Source organism: Pedobacter sp. MR2016-19 (assembly GCF_014947265.1).
Lineage (GTDB): Bacteria > Bacteroidota > Bacteroidia > Sphingobacteriales > Sphingobacteriaceae > Pedobacter.
The window spans coordinates 137,851-156,321 of record NZ_JADCNK010000007.1 but is presented as its reverse complement, the minus strand read 5'-3'; the positions used below and the strand labels follow the sequence as shown (position 1 = coordinate 156,321).

At 39.5% G+C, this 18,471-nt stretch carries 12 protein-coding genes; 5 read left to right on the top strand and 7 right to left on the bottom strand.

Translation table 11 applies throughout. The features are described from left to right. Positions 1–3 precede the first annotated feature (3 nt). Positions 4–2,775 (top strand): glycosyl hydrolase, encoded by a 2,772-nt coding sequence (locus IM793_RS11950; protein ID WP_193421583.1) that lies wholly within the window; start codon positions 4–6, stop codon positions 2,773–2,775. A gap of 116 nt (positions 2,776–2,891) precedes the next feature. Further along, entirely contained in the window at positions 2,892–4,094 is a 1,203-nt protein-coding gene (locus IM793_RS11945) for a glycoside hydrolase family 28 protein (protein WP_227256227.1), read from the top strand. Between the two features lie 342 nt (positions 4,095–4,436). On the opposite strand, the gene IM793_RS11940 is transcribed toward IM793_RS11945, so the two are convergent. Then, the gene (locus IM793_RS11940) at positions 4,437–6,107 is read right to left on the bottom strand and encodes a beta-xylosidase (RefSeq protein ID WP_193421579.1); all 1,671 of its coding nucleotides are present in this window, start codon (positions 6,105–6,107) and stop codon (positions 4,437–4,439) included. A gap of 549 nt (positions 6,108–6,656) precedes the next feature. Between IM793_RS11940 and IM793_RS11935 the strand changes: the two genes are divergently transcribed. Continuing rightward, positions 6,657–6,932, top strand: a complete 276-nt coding sequence (locus IM793_RS11935; RefSeq protein WP_132400808.1) for a type II toxin-antitoxin system Phd/YefM family antitoxin — start codon at positions 6,657–6,659, stop codon at positions 6,930–6,932. Positions 6,933–6,935: 3 nt separating this feature from the next. Continuing rightward, complete coding sequence (locus IM793_RS11930) at positions 6,936–7,211, top strand: Txe/YoeB family addiction module toxin (RefSeq protein ID WP_121286969.1); 276 nt, start codon at positions 6,936–6,938, stop codon at positions 7,209–7,211. 66 nt (positions 7,212–7,277) lie between these two features. Here the strand turns inward: IM793_RS11930 and IM793_RS11925 are convergent, their stop codons facing one another. The 5 genes from IM793_RS11925 to IM793_RS11905 form a co-directional block, all read right to left on the bottom strand. Further along, a complete protein-coding gene (locus tag IM793_RS11925; protein ID WP_227256226.1) occupies positions 7,278–9,278 on the bottom strand; it encodes a RagB/SusD family nutrient uptake outer membrane protein in 2,001 nt (666 codons plus the stop codon). A 29-nt stretch (positions 9,279–9,307) separates the two neighbouring features. Continuing rightward, positions 9,308–12,385 (bottom strand): TonB-dependent receptor, encoded by a 3,078-nt coding sequence (locus tag IM793_RS11920; RefSeq protein ID WP_227256225.1) that lies wholly within the window; start codon positions 12,383–12,385, stop codon positions 9,308–9,310. Between the two features lie 650 nt (positions 12,386–13,035). Then, positions 13,036–14,685 (bottom strand): protein-disulfide reductase DsbD, encoded by a 1,650-nt coding sequence (locus tag IM793_RS11915; RefSeq protein WP_193421577.1) that lies wholly within the window; start codon positions 14,683–14,685, stop codon positions 13,036–13,038. A 16-nt stretch (positions 14,686–14,701) separates the two neighbouring features. Beyond that, positions 14,702–15,151 carry a protein-disulfide reductase DsbD domain-containing protein gene (locus IM793_RS11910; protein ID WP_193421575.1) on the bottom strand — a complete coding sequence of 150 codons (450 nt, stop codon included), beginning with the start codon at positions 15,149–15,151 and terminating at the stop codon, positions 14,702–14,704. Positions 15,152–15,175: 24 nt separating this feature from the next. After that, a complete protein-coding gene (locus tag IM793_RS11905) occupies positions 15,176–16,222 on the bottom strand; it encodes a PLP-dependent cysteine synthase family protein (protein WP_121286957.1) in 1,047 nt (348 codons plus the stop codon). 196 nt (positions 16,223–16,418) lie between these two features. On the opposite strand from IM793_RS11905, the gene IM793_RS11900 reads away from it, so the two are divergent. Continuing rightward, on the top strand, positions 16,419–16,886 hold the full coding sequence (locus IM793_RS11900) for an Lrp/AsnC family transcriptional regulator (RefSeq protein WP_121286955.1): 468 nt from the start codon (positions 16,419–16,421) through the stop codon (positions 16,884–16,886). 223 nt (positions 16,887–17,109) lie between these two features. On the opposite strand, the gene IM793_RS11895 is transcribed toward IM793_RS11900, so the two are convergent. After that, positions 17,110–18,471 carry a DUF3526 domain-containing protein gene (locus tag IM793_RS11895; protein WP_193421573.1) on the bottom strand — a complete coding sequence of 454 codons (1,362 nt, stop codon included), beginning with the start codon at positions 18,469–18,471 and terminating at the stop codon, positions 17,110–17,112.

Below are 18,471 nucleotides of genomic sequence, written 5' to 3'. Positions count from 1 at the left end.
AATATGCAATTACATAGATTCTTTTCTGTTCTGCTGCTTAGTACATTGATTTTTAGTTTGGCTAAAGCACAAAAGCCTGTGAAAAATACCAGCAGTTGGCCTGTTATCGAAAAGCAGATGAAGCCCTGGACCCGCTGGTGGTGGATGGGAAATGCTGTAGACGAAAAGAATTTAAACCTGGTTTTAAAGAAATACGCAGATGCTGGTCTCGGTGGAGTAGAAATTACACCAATTTATGGTGCTAAGGGTTATGAAAAACAATACCTCCAGTTTTTATCGCCAAAGTGGATAGATATATTGCACTATACGGTAAATAAAGCCAATACTTTGGGTTTAGGAGTAGACATGAATACAGGTACAGGCTGGCCGTTTGGCGGTCCGCAGATTAAGCCCGAAAATGCCGCCACCAAACTGATTACCCAGCAATATACAATCAAAGCGGGCGAGAAGTTAACCGAAACCATTAAAGTTAAAGAAGCGAAACAGGATTTCGCGCAGTTGCAGGCTTTAACCGCTTATGGGCCAAATGGTGAGGTGCTCAATCTGCTTCCAAAAGTTCAGGCCGATGGATCTTTAAATTGGTCGCCAACGATTGGCAGCTGGGATATTTATGCTGCATTTGCAGGTAAAACCAGGCAAATGGTTAAACGAGCAGCGCCAGGAGGGGAAGGTTTTACTTTAGATCACCTCGATAAAAATGCAGTTGATATTTACCTGAAAAGATTCTCAGATGCTTTTGGAGGAAAACCACAAGGTGTCCGGTCGTTTTTTAATGATAGTTATGAAGTTTATGGCGCTACCTGGACACCCACTTTTTTTCAGGAATTTAAGAAAAACAGGGGTTATGATCTTGCGGCTCATATTAAAGAACTAACCGGTAAAGATTCTACAAGTGCAGATATTGCGCGTTTAAAATCTGATTACCGGGAAACCATGGATGAGCTTCTGCTCCATAATTTTACGCAAAACTGGACCAATTGGGCGCATCAGCTTAAATCGGTTACCAGAAACCAGTCGCATGGTTCACCGGGCAATCTGCTCGATCTTTATGGGGCCGTTGATATTCCGGAAACCGAAACCTTTGGCTCTAGTTACTTCCCGATCCCAGGGCTTAGGCGTAATGCGGCGGATATCCGCAACGTAGATCCAGATCCGATGATGTTCAAATTTGCTTCTTCCGCAGCGCATACGGGTGGCAAAAAACTGGTTTCTTCCGAAACATTTACCTGGCTAACCGAGCATTTTAAAACCTCGTTTTCGCAATGCAAACCAGAAGCGGAGCAATTGTTTTTGGCAGGGATTAATCACATTTTTTATCATGGAACCACCAATTCGCCTGCAAATGTGCCCTGGCCGGGATGGTTATTCTATGCTTCGGTAGAAATGAATCCAAACAACAGTTTATGGCCACAGGCACAAGGGTTAAACAATTATATAGCCCGTTGTCAATCTATTCTTCAATCAGGAACTCCAGACAACGAACTATTAATTTATTGGCCAATTTATGATGTTTGGAACAAGGCTAAAGGTTTGGATATGGCTTTAAAAGTACATGATGTTGACGAGTGGTTACATCCAACAGCCTTTTATAAATTATCAAAAGATCTTTATAAATCTGGCTATTCGTTCGATTTTGCATCCGATCGCTTGTTAAAGCAATCAACGGTTAACCAGGCATTAATCAGTACCAACGCAGACGCTTCGCCATATCAGGTATTAATTGTTCCGCAATGCGAAATGATGAGCCCGGAAACGCTAGATCAGATGATAAAACTGGCCAGCAACGGAGCAAAAGTCATTTTTCAGGCATTGCCTAAAGATGTTCCTGGTTTACATAACCTGGAAGCCAGAAGAGCACAGCTAAAAGCTGATTTAGCAAAATTTATCTTTACGGATGAGGCAAATGGTATTAAACAGTTTAAAGTTGGAACAGGCGTAATTTTACTGGCTAGCGATGTGCAAAAAGCATTAAATTCGATAAATATTAACAGAGAAACATTAACCGATACCGGACTGCAGTTTATCAGGAGGAAAACAATAAATGGCAAATTCTATTATCTGGTTAACCACACCGCTAAAGATATTGATGCCGGACTTTCCTTAAATGAAGAAGGACAGGTTTTAATCATGGATCCGCAAAGCTCGAATGTGGGTTTGGCAGCAATACGTGATAAAAAAGTTCGTATACAGCTTAAATCGGGAGAGAGTTTGTTTTTAAAGGTCGGTCAGAATGGAACAACCAAAACGCCCTGGGTTTATTTAAATAAAGCTACCAGTACTGTTAATCTCAACAAAGCCTGGAATTTACATTTTACTGAAGGTGGACCAGAACTTCCTGCAGATCAGCAGTTAGCTAAACTGGTGAGCTGGACTACTTTAAACGACCCTAAATTACAGGCCTTTTCTGGTACAGGTGTTTATACTTCAAGCTTTACGCTGAGTTCAAAATCGGTCAAAGAATATGTTCTAAACCTGAATCAGGTAGATGAAAGTGCGCGTGTATGGATCAATGGACAGGAAGTTGGCATTTTATGGAGCATCCCTTTTCAGGCACGTGTGGGTAAATATTTAAAAACAGGACATAATACCATAAAAATTGAAGTGGTTAATTTGATGGCGAACCGGATCCGTGATATGGATATCAAAAAAATCCAGTGGCGGAATTACCACGAGATCAATTTCGTAAATATTAACTATAAGGATTTTGATGCATCAAAATGGAGTGTAATGCCTTCAGGATTAATCGGCCAGGTAAGCATTACAGCTTTTAACTAAACATATATTATTAACTCCGGCACACGAAATTTTAAAAAAATTATACAAATAATATGCAATTTATCATCAAAAGACTCCTAATACTCACATTGTTTATCGTCATAGGTATAAATGCCATGGCACAAGATTATATCATCACAAAATTTGGTGTAGGTAATGATAGCACTAAACTGAATACCAAAGCCATTCAAAGTGTAATCGATAAGGCTTATCAAAAAGGAGGAGGAACGATTGTAATCCCTAAAGGTGTTTATCTTAGCGGAGCACTCTTTTTTAAGCCTAAAACTAAGCTGCTGTTACAGGAAGGCGCTGTGCTTAAGGGTTCTGATAATATAAAAGATTATCCATTTATCCCATCGCGGATGGAAGGCAGGAGCCTTAAATATTTTGCTGCATTGGTTAATGCCACAAAGGTAGATGGTTTTAGTATTTCAGGGCCAGGCACTATTGATGGAAATGGCCTTAAATTCTGGAAAACATTTTGGGCACATCTCGATTCACTTAAAAAATTAGGAAGGGAATCTACAAACCTGGAGGTGAGCCGTCCGCGGTTAATTTTTATCTGGGGATGTAATAATGTAAATATTAAGCGGGCGAAATTGCGTAATGCAGGATTCTGGACTACCCATTTATACCAATCTAATAATGTATTAATTGAGGATTGCGATATCCGTTCACCATTCAGGCCTGTAAAAGCCCCCAGTACTGATGGAATAGACATTGATTTTTGTAAAAAAGTAACCATCAGGAATTGTTATATCTCGGTAAATGATGATGCCGTTTGTATTAAAGGCGGTAAAGGTCCTGATGCACAGAAATTGCCAGAAAACGGGATTGTTGAAGACATTTTAATTGAAAACTGTACCATCGGCGAAGCACATGCTACCTTAACGATGGGAAGTGAGTGTATCCATGCACGTAATATTACCATGCGCAACTGTAAAGTGGAAAATAACTGTCCCATTTTAAAAATGAAAATGCGTGGAGATACTTTTCAGCTTTACGAAAATATTACGGTAGAAAACATTACCGGGAAATGCGGTGCGATTATCGACTTAAATCCCTGGAAACAGTTTTTCGATTTGGCAGGCAGCACAGCAAAACCATTTGGTACAATCAAAAACATCAGGATCTCAAACATCAAAGTAGAAGCAACAAAATTTGGCGAAATGGATGGGAATCCGGAAGATAAGGTATCTGGTTTTCTTTTTAAAGATTTGGAAGTAACTACGAAAACACCTTTTTTAAAAAACAGGCATCAGGATGTTAAAATTGAAAACGTAATGGTAAATGGAGCGCCATTGGTGGTTAAGCCTTAGTTAAGGCTAATCCGAAGTTTACCAAGACATTGCTTACCCTCAATCTGTATCCTCGCAGAATGAAAAAATAATATTTGAGATAGGCTTATCATAAATATAGAATTGTCATCCTGAGCTTGTCGAAGAACCTGTTTTAAAAGTCTTATAAGGCGTTTCGACAGGCTCAACGTGACAAATTCGAAATGAATCACAATTTATGATACAGTCTCAAGAGAAAAATGCTTCTTTTTATTGCTTGCGCTCGTTTCCAAACGAGTGCATAAATAGGATTACGATTATATCGTTATAAACGATTATTTATTTCTGTGCATTCCGTGTTTCCGTGGTAAAAAAAGCAAAAAGCTACCAATCCAATTTCAGCAAAACTACTCCTTGCCGGGCTAATTCCATTTCAAAAGCACCACCTGTGGTGTCAAATTTTCTGGGTTTACCAATCATTTTAAGTTGCCCGGATTTCTCTAATGCAGCAATTTGTTTTGCATCTGGGTTTTGTGGTGAACCCATTTTTTTCCATTCTGAGTAAGAATTGCTGTTTTCGGTATCAATGCGATATTCTGTAACCATTACCATTTTTGCGGGCAGTTTATTCAGCAAGATAGAAATAAGATCTTTCGAATCCGTTTTATCCTCATCATGGTAGTTCCACAACAGAACAGCAGCGGTTTTCTCAGCTTTAGTGGCTAAAACACCTATATCGGTTTGTGGTTTCCTGATGCTCGAATCCAAAATAGCATTTAAATTGTACATGCGGTTGCTTATGGCCTCAACACGGTTCCCTTTCATCTGGCCAAACATCCTGAATACATTTAAAACAGGTTTATCAACACCATTAGTCGCTAAATCTCGAAAGCCTGCAAACCAAGGCTGGTTTTCAAATTCGAACGACCAGGTAACAGCTCCCAACAGATTGATTTTATATTTATATGTAAGTTCGTAAAGTCGGGCAAAAGAGGCTGCGGTATAACTCGAATACATGGTGCCGTTTCGGTAGGCATTCTCAGGGTTAGTACTCATGCCACAAGCGGCACAGCCTTCAGGATCGGATTCGCCGATAATTACAGGGATATTTTTAAGCTGAGGGTATTTACTGATGATCTTATAATTTCCATCAATATTGCGTAGCTGAGTCCTTACATTCATCACTACGGTTCCATTAACCACATTTGGCGAGCCTTTAGCATGAAAAAGTATAGCATCTAAAGGAGAACCGATTTTACCCGTTACATAATTGGTATCGTTTAAACAATGTTTGATAAAGGCATCTAAATATTTTGTTCCTCCACCCGTTACATTGGCACCACCAATTTTTGCAGTGGGTAAAGCCCTTTTAAGTCCATCTGCAGCGTAATCGTAAAGTTTAAAGAATTCGGCCTGTGTACCTTTCCAATAAGCGCCATCGGGCTCGTTCCACACTTCCCAGTACCAGCTTTCTACCTCAGCCTTGCCATATCGTGCGACACAATGTTTTACCCACTCGTAAACCAAATTGCTCCATTTTTTATAATCTTTAGGGGGATATGCCCAGCCGGTTAAAATTTCATCATACCGGGCACCTGGCTTCCATTTATGCTGATAAGGAAAAGGTTTGGTTGATAGCGCTTTGGGCATAAAGCCAATTTGCGCCAAAGGTTTCATGCCTCTTTTTACGTAAGTATCGAAAATCTGATCAACAATTTTCCAGTTGTAAACGGGATTACCTTTGGCATCTTCTGTATAGGCATTGGTTGATCCCCATTTTAAAGCAGGAGTACCATCGCCAGAGGTTAGCAAGTTATGCGCACGTACATATACCGGAACCGGACTTAATTTAGAAAGTTCGGTCAATAACTTCTGACCATCTTTCATATAGGTATAATTCGGTTCATCATAACCAAACCAGGCCCAAATGGGTTTCATGGGTGCTATATTCTTGTCGAAATTAACTTCAATGTTGGCTTTAGACTGCCCATTAACCGAATGGATGAAAGCGGTTAAGCAAAAAAGCAGCAAGTAAGCTTTTTTAAATTTTTTCATATTGTGTTTTTAATGTCAATCTGAGTGGCTAATTTGTCTCCTCGAAGTGTCGTCATTTCGACCGCAGTGGAGAAATCTTTAAATTTCATTTCAATAACTTGGTTAAAAGATCTCTCCATTCCGTTGCACTTCAGTCGAGATGACGACCTTTCTATTAGCATCTGCCAACGGAACGGGCCTGTAAACTTCAGAAGTCTGCCTAAGGCTACTCGTAAATTTCTGCTTCAATAATACTTAAATCACCCTTTAATTTGGTTTCAGTATGGTTAACACCGTCATCAAGTTTTTACCATTTACCTCTAGGCCAATATATGAGTTTTCTTTTTCTTTTCCTGAGCCCACTAACGGTATGATAACTATTTTTCCTTGATTGCTTTGCAATTAGCTGTAAATAACCTAAACCTAGTTGGAGTTGCCTTCGAAAACCAGTGGTGACAAAAGCAATTCAATTAATCGAGTGTTTATATGATGAAGATAAAAGAATAGGGATTACATTATTTGGTTTTTTGTACATTATGATGTACATTTGATTGTACAAAACTAGTAAATATGAAAGCAGTAACCATTTCTTCGCTTAGAACAAATATGAAAGGCTATTTTGATGAGATAAGTGCTACAGAGGATGTTTTAATTGTTCCAAGAAATAATAATGAAGATGATGCTATTGTGGTTATTTCTATTAAAGAATATAATGCGCTTACCGAAACTGCACATTTAATGTCGACAGAAGCAAACCGCAAAAGATTAGAGAAATCTATGGAGAGCTTAAAAAATGACAGAATGAAGCAATTTTTTTTAGAAGATGAAAAGTCAGTTGAGCTTTAAGCAATGAATATATTATTTACTGAAGAAGCCTGGGAGGATTTTGAATATTGGATGGATAATGATGACGAAGCGGAAAGAAAAGTAAGGGCACTCCTGAAAGATATAACAAGAACACCATTTCATGGTTTAGGAAAACCTGAAGCTTTAAAGCATAATTTAAAGGGTTTTTGGTCGCGGCGGATTACCGGGGAGCATCGTCTGGTTTATCAAATATCAGGTACTAAAGGAAAAGATCAACAATGTGCCGTTATTCAGTGCCGGTTTCACTACAATAAATAATAATATCTAAACAAAAAAGAGCAATAAACCCGAAAGTAAATTGCTCTTTTTTAAGGCTTAGTTTGCTTACCAGCCTGGGTTTTGCATGGCCTGTTTTTGTTCAGGTGTTAATGCAGCTCCACCGCTCTTAATCACATCTAAGAAACTCTGAGGAATTGGGCGTAAGTAATGTTTGCTCTCTGAAGGTTTTGCCTCATCGTTAAAGGCAGCTGTTCTGGCTACCAATGTTTTGGTACGTGCCAAATCTTCCCAGCGCAATAACTCGCCCATTAGCTCCCTGGAGCGTTCGTTTAAGATAAAAGCGGTAAACTTATTTTCCTGTGAGGTAGCACCAATTTTATCATAAAACTCTTTATTGGAGTTAAATATGTCAGCTTCGCTGTTTAAGTGCATACCTGTTAGGGTAGTGGCAGTTGTAGCGGTTAGGTTATTCGACTCGAAATAGCTGTTTTTATCAGAATATGAAACAAATTGCGCTGTGTTTGCAGCAGCATTGTTTTTATATGATGCGCCACCATCTACATAAACAGAGCGATCTTCACCTTCCTTATAAGCCGCACGATCTCTAACTTTATTTAGGTATGGAATGGCCTGCGCAAACTGGCCCATTAGTCCGTAAGCTTCAGCTGCAATTAAATAGGTTTCTGCGAGGCGGGCTAAAATACCATCCCGTTGACCAAATTGCGAGGCTACAGCATTTCTTGAACCATCCATAAATTTAGATAAAGCAACAAACTGACTCACACCATAATTTCCATGTCCACCTAAATAACTTTGCGGTTGGCCAGCAAAGTACCTTACATACATACTTGGTTTGCGGCGACCAATATCAGTGGAAAGTGCAGGGTTTGCATTTGCAACGGCAGGTGTATACCTGGTATCGCCTGCATTATTAATGATATATAAAATAGATTCTTCGCCGCCGGCAAATTTTGCTTTACCCACAAGATCTGGTGTTGGTGCCGTTCCTGCTGTCCAAAGTGGTGCTGCGGCGGGCCTGTTACATAAATAACGTGTTTTAAAACTTTTCCAGAATCTAGAGTCGTTTACTCGGTCGAAAACATCGAGGGCATAATCTGTAGACCTTAAACGCTGGAATTCACGATCGCCAGGGATATCGCGTTGCATGCCTGGTAAATTTTGGTAAATAGACGGATAATATAAATGTACCTGGTTACCGTAACGCCCCTGAGTAGCTGTATTGCCAGAGAACTGGGCGGCTAAAATGATTTCTTTATTGGTTTCGTTTGTGCCATCAATGGTAGTGAAATTCCATAAATCGCTAAAGTTGGTAGCCAGAGTATGCTGACCGCTGTTAATTACCAGATCGGCATATTTTACAGCGTTCTGAAGATCGGCGGTTTTGGTATCACTATTCCAGGTATTGTTTATTTCGCTTGCACGGAATAAATACGCTTTTGCCAAAAAGTGTGCTGCTGCCCATTTGGTAATGCGGCCGGTTTCTGTTACTGTAGCCGGTAAAAAGTTATAAGCTTGTGTAAAATCTTGAATTATTTGCTCATATACCTCTTTTGCACTGTTCCTGGTAAATTCTTCCTGAATGAAATCCTGTGCTTCTAACCTCAACGGAACACCACCATATTGTTTTACCAGTTTGAAATAATCGAAAGCACGCATAAAATAACCTTCGCCCAGACGAGTGTTTTTGCTTGCACCCTGATAATACAATGGTACGTTTTTGATAAGAATATTGGCCGAATTTATGTTTTCGTACATATTATCCCATACACTGGCTACATCAGCGTTAAGGGAATTCAAACTTGCGTCGTAAGAATTCCACATTTGTTCGGTTCTATCTCCACCAACTGTAAATTCATCTACTCCATAGTTGGTGGTAGTATATGCCCAGGTATAATTAAAGTGAAATTTTAAACTCTGGTACATGCCTATGCTTAAACCGTCGAGGCCATCAGTTGTAACAAAATCTGCTGTGGTACGGGCATTAACAACTTCTTCATCTAAGAAGCTTTTTTTGCAGGAAGTAGGGAAAATCATCAGTCCTCCTAATATTGCAGCACCCGATAATATATTTATAATCTTTTTCATGATCAATTTCTTTAAATAGCGATTAAGGATTAAAGGCTAACATTAACACCAAATACTACACCTCTGTTAAAAGTTGAGGTAACGCTATTGTTGGATGAAATGCCCGAATCAGGATCAATCCAGCCAACATTAGAGTAAATTAAACCCGGATTAATGGCTTGTGCATATACCCTTAATTTAGATAATGCTAATTTTTTGGCAATTTTTTCCGGGAAATAATAACCCAATGAGATATTTCTGATTTTTACGAAAGATCCATCCTGGTAGTTCATAGCACTTCGGTAAGGATCGCCGGATGCACTTCCATAATTTGGGGCAGGATAATCGTTTGTTGGGTTGGTTGGTGTCCAATAGTCAACCAGACGTTGGGCAAAACGGCCCTGGAGCGATTCTGCACCCGTGGCAATCAAAAAATTATATCTTGCGATAATAAAAATAGAAAGGTCGAAGTTTTTGTAAGTAAAGGTATTGGTCATTCCACTGGTCCAGCTTGGCGTGTAACTTCCTCTAATCATTCTATCGTTATTGGCATCAATTTTATAATCGTTATTTAAGTCCCTAACCCGAATGCTGCCTGGTTTAAAAGCACTTGCTGCAGGCAGATTAGCATTAAACTTTGCCATTTCAGCTAAGTCTTCAGGCGTATTTTGCCAGATGCCATCTTTGACAAAATCGTAGGCTACCCTAACCCTTTGACCGATGAACAATAAACTACCAATTACATCGCCGTTGGCCAGTTTAACCACCTTATCTTTACTTGCCGAGAAACTTAAGGTTGTAGACCAGTTAAAATCTTTGTTTTTTAAGTTTACAGTGTTCAGGGTAATGTCGATACCTCTGTTATGGGTTTCTCCAATGTTATCGAAAGATGAAGTATAACCATTTATTGAAGAAATGTCTTTCTGCAATAACAGGTCGGTGGTTTTAGATTGATATAAGTCTATGGAACCGCCAACTCTTCCTTTAACTAAGCTAAAATCAAGGCCTAGATTGTACTGCAAAGTATGTTCCCATCCAAGCGCTTTGTTTGGTAAGGTAGGAGGATTGGCCAATGATGCATCAGAGGCTACATATCCGGTTTGTACCGAGCTACCATAAGTATAAGTTAAGGGCTGTAATTTACCTAAAGTTGTGCCATAAGAAATGGCCGAATTACCCACGCTACCCACACCTAAACGAAGTTTCAGTTGGTCTACCCATTTGATGTTTTTCATGAAATCTTCCTGATCTATGCGCCACGCAATTGCGGTAGAGGGGAAAAAGTCCCATTTGTTGCCTTCAGCCAATTGCGATGCACCATCCCAACGTGCCGATGCAGTTAACAGGTATTTGCTATTAAAGCTGTAATTAACCCTGGCCATGTATGATACAAGAGTGTTTCTGCTCAAATCGGTACTAAAAGCATCCAGGCTCGGAATATTGGCTCCGCCTAAGCCATACCAGAGTGGGTTACTTAAAGGGATTTTAGTTCCCGTCATTGATGAACTCTCTTCTTTAAAGAGTGATGAACTCTGCAATAAAGTAACACCAAAGTTGTGTTTTTTTATTGTTTTATCGTAGTAAACCAGGTGATCCAGCGTATAGGCAAATCTGTTGTTTTGGTTAAGCTGAGCATAATTGGTAGAGCCTGATTCGCCCGCGCCACGATTGATTGATTTTGCATCCTGGTATCTTCCATTGTAGTTGTTGTAAAAATCAGGGCCAAAGTTAATACGGTACTTCAATCCTTTCAAAAGGCTTACTTCAGCATAAAAAGAGCCGATTGTTCTTAACACTTTACGTAAATTGATATTGTACTGATCTTCACCCACGGGATTTTGAATATTGATGTCTGCACCGGGTAAATTGATCCTGTTACCGTTTACATCGAAAGGTACAGCAACAGGTAGCATGCCTAGTGCTGCACCATATAAACTGCTCGGTCCGGTTGCATTACCTGTTGAAAACCCATAGTTCTGCAAGCCGTAAGATGCGGTAATGTTAGCCCCGAATTTAAACCACTTAACCGGATTCAGTTCTACACTTACCTTAGAAGTATAACGGTTATAATCCTGGCCAAGTTCTGTACCAATCTGGTTTAAGTAGCCAAATGAGGCATAAGCTTTTAATTTGTCTGTACCGCCACTGGCGCTTAATACATGGTCTTGCGTAATACCAGTCCGCGTAACCAGATCGGTCCAGTTTGTTGTAGGCACCAAGCTGCCATTGTAAATACCATTTTGCCAGCCTTGTGCAATGTTTGCCGTTACATAACTATCGTTAGGAAATATGCGGTTATCATCTGCTTGTGTTGGTATAACAGGATAAGTAGTGCTTGCCTGAGCTGCAGGATTTAAATAACCTACACGGCGGTAAGCATCGCGGCGGAATTCGATGTATTCGGCAGCATTCATCATCTGTGTTCTGTTCTGGATGGTTTCGATGGTTGCCATACCCACATAATCTAAAGTTAACCTGCCTGTTTTACCTTTTTTAGTGGTAACCAATACAACGCCATTTGCTCCTTTTGATCCATAGATTGCAGTTGCGGATGCATCTTTTAAAATGTCGATACTTTCGATATCGTTAGGATTGATGGCTTCAATACCGCCTGCTGCAAATGGAATACCGTCTACTACGTATAATGGTGAATTGCTGGCATTTATAGATCGTACACCTCTGATTAAAATGGAGCCAACTTGACCAGGGCGCTCGTTTGAAGTAACATCAACCCCGGCTGCTTTGCCTTGTATGGCTTGTAATGCATTTTGTACCGGCCTTGATCTGATCTGTTCTGCACCCACGCTTACCACCGCGCCGGTTAAATCACTTTTTTTTACGGTGTTATAACCAACAACTACAACCTCATCTAAATCATTTGTGGAACTCTTTAATTGTATGCTGATTGTAGTTTTTCCATCTACGGGTAATTCTTGTGTGGCATATCCAATGTACGAAACCACCAAAACCGGGTTGCTCACCGTTGATGGAATAGTAACGGAGAAAGTACCATTGGCATCGGTAGAGGCTACAATAGTTGTACCTTTTACTTTTATACTCACGCCAACCAAGGTTTCACCTTTTTCGTCAACAATTTTTCCTTTTAGGGTAACGTCTCGTTTGCTCATGGAGATGTTTGTTGTGACTGACGAAAGTGCTGTTTTCAGATGGTTAGCATTTGCATTATTTGCGACACATAACATGCAGAGTGCAGACATGCTAGTGATCAGGATTGCCCTGTAGGAACAACCTCTTCGTCGCTTTAACTTTTCTGGATAAAAATTAAGACCCATAATTTAATTGGTTTTGTAAATATTTGGTTATTTGGTAATAGCATACCGGAGGTGCTGTGCTATCTGTTTTGAGGGTGTATGGTTAAGCAAGTAATCCATTGCATCTGGATGTATTACCTCGTACAAGATGAAAAATGAGTTAGTTTGGCTACACCTGGCTTTTCTTCTTATGTGCTTCGCGAATCTAAAATGGCGATAATGAGATCAGTAAATGCAAACGATTGCATTATGTTAGCGTAATTTTTCTTGCTCATATAGGTAATGATTAAAAGAATGGATTTATACTTGGTTATACGATGTTAGAACTTTTATTCGGCTAATCCGTCCTGTCCCATCCTGTAAGCGATACGTATTTGCAAAGATTAATGCTGAGGTATGTAAATGAGTGGATTTACCTGTGGAAAAAAAAAGGCAAAACAAAGGACAGACCATCCGGTACTGTCCTTCCATCATTAACTAAAATAAACGCTTTTATGTCCTATCTGTTAGTGGAAAGCGTTTAAACCACTTTTTAAGAATTTTTGGTAATTGGCTATTTCATAATCAGCACCTTGTGGTGGTGCCAATAGTGCTTCTGTTTTTGGATCAAGCAGTACATAAAAAGGCTGCGAATTTGACTGGAATTTCCTTGCTTGCAGGTCGCTCCATTTTTTACCAATGGTGCTGAGTTTTTTTCCTTCAGGTGTAACCGTTACATCAGCCGGAGCAAGTGCTGTTTTATCATCCACATATAACTGAATCAATACATAATCATTACTGATCATTTTATATACGTCTTTATCTGGCCAAACATTGGCTTCCATTTTTCTGCAGTTTACGCAGGCATGGCCGGTAAAATCAATGAGTACAGGTTTATTCAGTTTCTTAGCTGCAGCTAAACCTTCATCATAATCGAAATAGGCATTCAGCTTTAATGGTGCATGAAATTTATCAGCATATTTATGCGGACCATCATTTGTTGCAGTCGGTTTCCCTGCTAATAAATTGGCTGTATATAAATCGAAATCCTGTGTTTCCTGAGGTGGAAGAAAGGCTGAAATACTCTTTAATGGCGCCCCCCACATGCCCGGAATCAAGTAAATGGTAAAGGCCAATACTACAGTGGCCAGAAAAAGCCTGGGTACTGAAATAAATGCCAAAGGACTATCATGCGAAAACTTTAGTTTCCCCAGAAGATAAATACCCATCATCCCGAAAATAACAATCCAAAGGCTTAAGAATATTTCACGGTCAAACCATTCCCAATGGTAGGCCAGATCTACATTGCTCAAGAATTTCAGGGCAAAGGCAAGCTCAAGAAAACCGAGCACAACCTTAACACTGTTTAGCCAACCACCAGATTTTGGTAGTTTGTTCATTGCAGACGGAAATAAAGCAAATAAGGCAAAAGGAATGGCCAGAGCCAAAGAAAAGCCAAACATACCAATTGCTGGTCCTAACAAAGCCCCCGTTGTAGCTGCCTGTACCAATAAAGTACCTATAATAGGGCCAGTGCAGGAAAAGGATACTAAAGCCAGTGTTCCGGCCATAAAAAATAATCCTGCAATGCCGCCTTTATCCGAATTGGCATCCATTTTATTTACCCATGAAGAGGGTAGGGTAATTTCAAAAGCACCCAAAAACGAAGCTGCAAAAACAACAAGCAATAAGAAGAAAAAGAAATTGAATATCCCATTGGTAGAGAGACTGTTTAAGGCATCGGCACCAAAAATTACCGTAACCAAAAGTCCAAGCACTACATAAATGAGGATAATGAAAAAGCCATATAATGCTGCACGCCGAAAGGCTTTCCCTTTTTCTGATCCTTTAGTAAAAAAACTTACTGTAAGGGGCAACATGGGGAAGATGCAGGGCATCAACAAGGCTGCTAAACCGCCAACAAAGCCTGCAATAAAAATGCCCCACAAAGTTTTGTGTTCTTCTTTTGATGGCGCAACAGTTTGCTTAACAGTAGCGGGTACTGTGGCTGCTATTTTGGCAACAGTATCGCTTGCTTTAATCGTGCTATCAGGCGCTTCCGGCTTTATCTCTGTAAAAGTGAGGTCGTCGGTGCCTGAGCTATCCTGTGCATATCCATTTAAGGATATGGCACAAACGAACAGCAAACCGAGACATATTTTTTTTAAGGATATCATAGTCTTGGTAATGCTATTATTTTACAGGAATACTAAATTCGACCTGCTCTGGCGGTAAACATTGCTTATCATCGCATACCATAAACTCTACGTTGCCTTTAATGGTTGCAGTTTTCCCTTTTAGCTTCACTTTTTGTTGAAAAACTACCGACTTTTCGAAGTAGCTTACATCCATTTTAAAAGTAGATTCGAACTTGGTTATTGCTTTTGGTTCGATTGTTTTTCCAACCAGGGTATAACCGCCGGATGCAGGAAAAGTAAAGGTTGTTTTAACAGGACCTCCGTCTTTAACAAATTGTGAATAGAGGTGCCAGCCCTGATCTACCGAAGCTTTGATGAAAACAGTAGCTGTATTTGGGCCGGTTTTTTTTGCGGCATAACTCCAGGTTACGGGTTTTAAAATTTGGCTATATGCACTAAGGCTAATCAGGCATACAGTACAGAACAAAAAGATGATTTTTTTCATGTTGTGGTTTATTGGTTATGTTGATTAATGTAATCTGCTAAAGGCCTGGTAATCCAGAAAATCTACTTCAGGGGTAATGTATCCTGTTTTAACTGGTTCCAACTTCATTAAATCGGTACTTAAATATTTCTTGTTGCTATCCGAAAAGATGGTCACTACGCAGCTGTCAATTCCCATTTTTTGCTGTTGTTTGATAGCACCTATCACATTGGCTCCTGATGATATGCCTACCGCTAAACCAAGTTTCTCAGCAAGTTTCTGTGCCATTAGTATGGCATCACCATCATTTACCTGTATCACTTCATCCAGTTCGCTCAGTTTAACAATTTCGGGAATGAACTCATCAGAAATGCCCTGGATTCTGTGGCTGCCTACTTTATAACCCGTAGTTAAAGTAGGTGATTCTGCAGGTTCAAGTGGGTGTACTTTAATATCAGCATTTTGCTTTCTTAAAAAATTACCTACGCCCATGATGGTTCCTCCGGTGCCTACTCCGGCAACAAAAGCATCTGGCGATAGATTTTTTAATTTTAACTGGCCCCAGATTTCCTTTCCTGTGGTATGTTCGTGTGCTTCTGGATTGGCAATATTTTCGAACTGTTTTGGTAAAAAGATATCCGGATTGTTTTCGGCCATCTCTTCTGCAAGTTTAATGCTACCAATAAATCCACCTTCTTCTTTGCTTACCAGAATAATTTCAGCACCTAAACTTTTAATAATATCCATGCGCTCTTTGCTCAACCAGTTGGGCATTATGATGGTTACCGGATGGCCTAAAGCTTTGCCTATTGCTGCGAATGCAATCCCGGTGTTACCGCTCGTAGCCTCAACTATACGGTCTCCTGCTTTGATTTTGCCTTCAGCATAAGCTTTTTTCAAGGTATAAAGCGCCATCCTATCCTTAATACTGCCTGTTAGGTTGTAATGCTCACATTTAACATAAATTTTACCAATACTTCCCTGGTAAGTATAAGTAAGCTCCAGCATTGGTGTGTTACCAACCAGAAGCGATAAATGTTCAAATTTTCCTATATTGGAAGCTGTCATTTCATTTGCTGTTAATGTTCTCATGGCTATTTTTTAAATCGATTATAGAAAGCTTTTCCAATAATTTAATTTCGGTAAAATTCATTATTATTCTTATTTGTGTCAATACAAGTTATTTTTTACAGAAATTTTCTGTTTTTTTTGACTAATATTGATTTTTATTTCAGTTTAAGCTGAGTTTTTTAATGTCCATTATATTTTTTTTCATTCATAGGCATACATGATACACGGAGATTTAGATCAGGTTGATATCGAAATATTAAAATTGCTGCAGCATGATGCCGCCCTGACTCATAAAGAGATATCGTTAAAGCTGCATAAATCTATAGCAACCATACACGAACGTATAAGGAGATTAAAGGAACAAGGTTACATTAAAAGAATTGTTGCGATTCTCGATCGGAAAAAAATAAACAGAAACCTGATTGCTTTCTCTCATGTATTGCTGAAAGAACATACTGCTAAAACCCTGATCGAATTCGAAACCGAAGTTTCTAAATTTGGGGAAGTAATGGAATGCCTTCAAATGACTGGCGCTCATGATTTTATTCTCCGTATTGCAACTAAAGATATGGATGCCTATCACGAATTTTTACGGAATAAACTGGCAACACTCCCCAATATTACAACCGTGCAGAGCTATTTTGTACTTTCAGAGCCAAAAAGTGAAACTGCTTATCCGCTGTAAGGGAGGTTCATTGGTCATTAGTTAGTTGTCCATTTGTCATTGGTTGAAGGAAATCTGATACCTTAGAGTCAATTGATTAGCTAGTAGAATTTGAGGTTGCGTATGTCCGCGATAAAACGTCATTGCGAGGAGGAACGACGAAGCAATCTTTCATGCTAGCAATACTTGCTATAAAGATTGCTTCGTCGGCTGAAAAAGCCTTCTCGCAATGACGACCATTCTGTTAATTATTGAACCTTTTTAAATTTAAGGCAGTGGCGCCAATAATCATGATGGTTAGCAGTGAAACCGAAAGCATGTTAATCCAGATATACGGAATCTCTTGCGGATTATATTTTTCCAGTTTATAATTTTTAATGTCTGTATTATCAACTGATTGATTAAGAAAAATTGCCGGATAAAAATGTAAGCGGATCTGCTCGTGATATTTTCTGACCGCCTGTTGAAAGCCGAGATGTGTATCCAGATCAGATCCTGCCATTTTATTTACCCCAAGTTGAGTTTGCATGGTAGGAAAGAAAAATGCAAAGATATTGGTGAAATATTGCCTGCTGGCGAGTTTCTTTTCGATAGCAAACCTGCTTGTTGCTGCCTGGTCATCGCCCATTTGCTGCATGGCATAATACCAGTACCAGCTAAAGGTTTTCTGCTCAGGAAAAGGATATTTCTTCAATTGGGGGTAATGTTCAAAAAAAGGTTTCATGGTTACGTCTTTAGCCATATCCCACTTTTCATGATAGCCTTCGCGTTGGTTGATCACATTTTGCAAAGCTTCAGGTACCGGGTATTTCCAGGTAAGGAAAAGATTGAAAGATGCAGGAATTACGATGCAGAGTAGTACCCAGACTGCTATCAGCGCCGATGCATTAAAATTAGAAGATTTACCTAGAGAGATGAAGAAAAATGAAATGGCAAACCAAAAAGTCAGATAAAGTAAAATGAGTACGGTAACCGACAAGAAAGTGAAATCTTGGGGGAGTTCTAAATAAAGCATCGCTATAAATAATAGCAACAGCGCAACAGTAAAAATTACCACTAGCCTGACTAAAAATTTTTGCCAGATTACCTGAAATGATTGATTGGTTTGTGCTCTTAAGAGCGACCAAATGCCGCTTTCCTTTTGCTCTGAAAGAAGATTGTAGGTAAAGGCAATAATAACCAGTGGGAATAAAAAGATATAAACGAAACTAAGATCCATATTGCCCAAAAGCAGGCTAACAGGGTTATTAATATCTGTATCATAAAGTTGGCCTTCTAAACCCAACATGGTTACCGAAATTAAATAAGGATTGATATCTCGCTGCCCATTGGCAAAAGCAGCCCAGTTGTTCGGTGCGTTGGCCAGCGTAAACTTATTATGGAAAAAAAACAGGCCAATATCTTTGCCAAAGTGATTAATATTATTGATGGTGTTTTTCTTTTGTAGCAATGCTGCTTTTTCAATTACAGCCTTTTGCCTGGCGACGAAGGTTTTGCCGAAATACAGGCCAGCAAAGCCTGTTATCAGGAGCACAACGATCCCAATCCATGAGGAACTACTTCTAAAAAACAATTTAAATTCAAGGTTATATCTACTTTTTTTCAT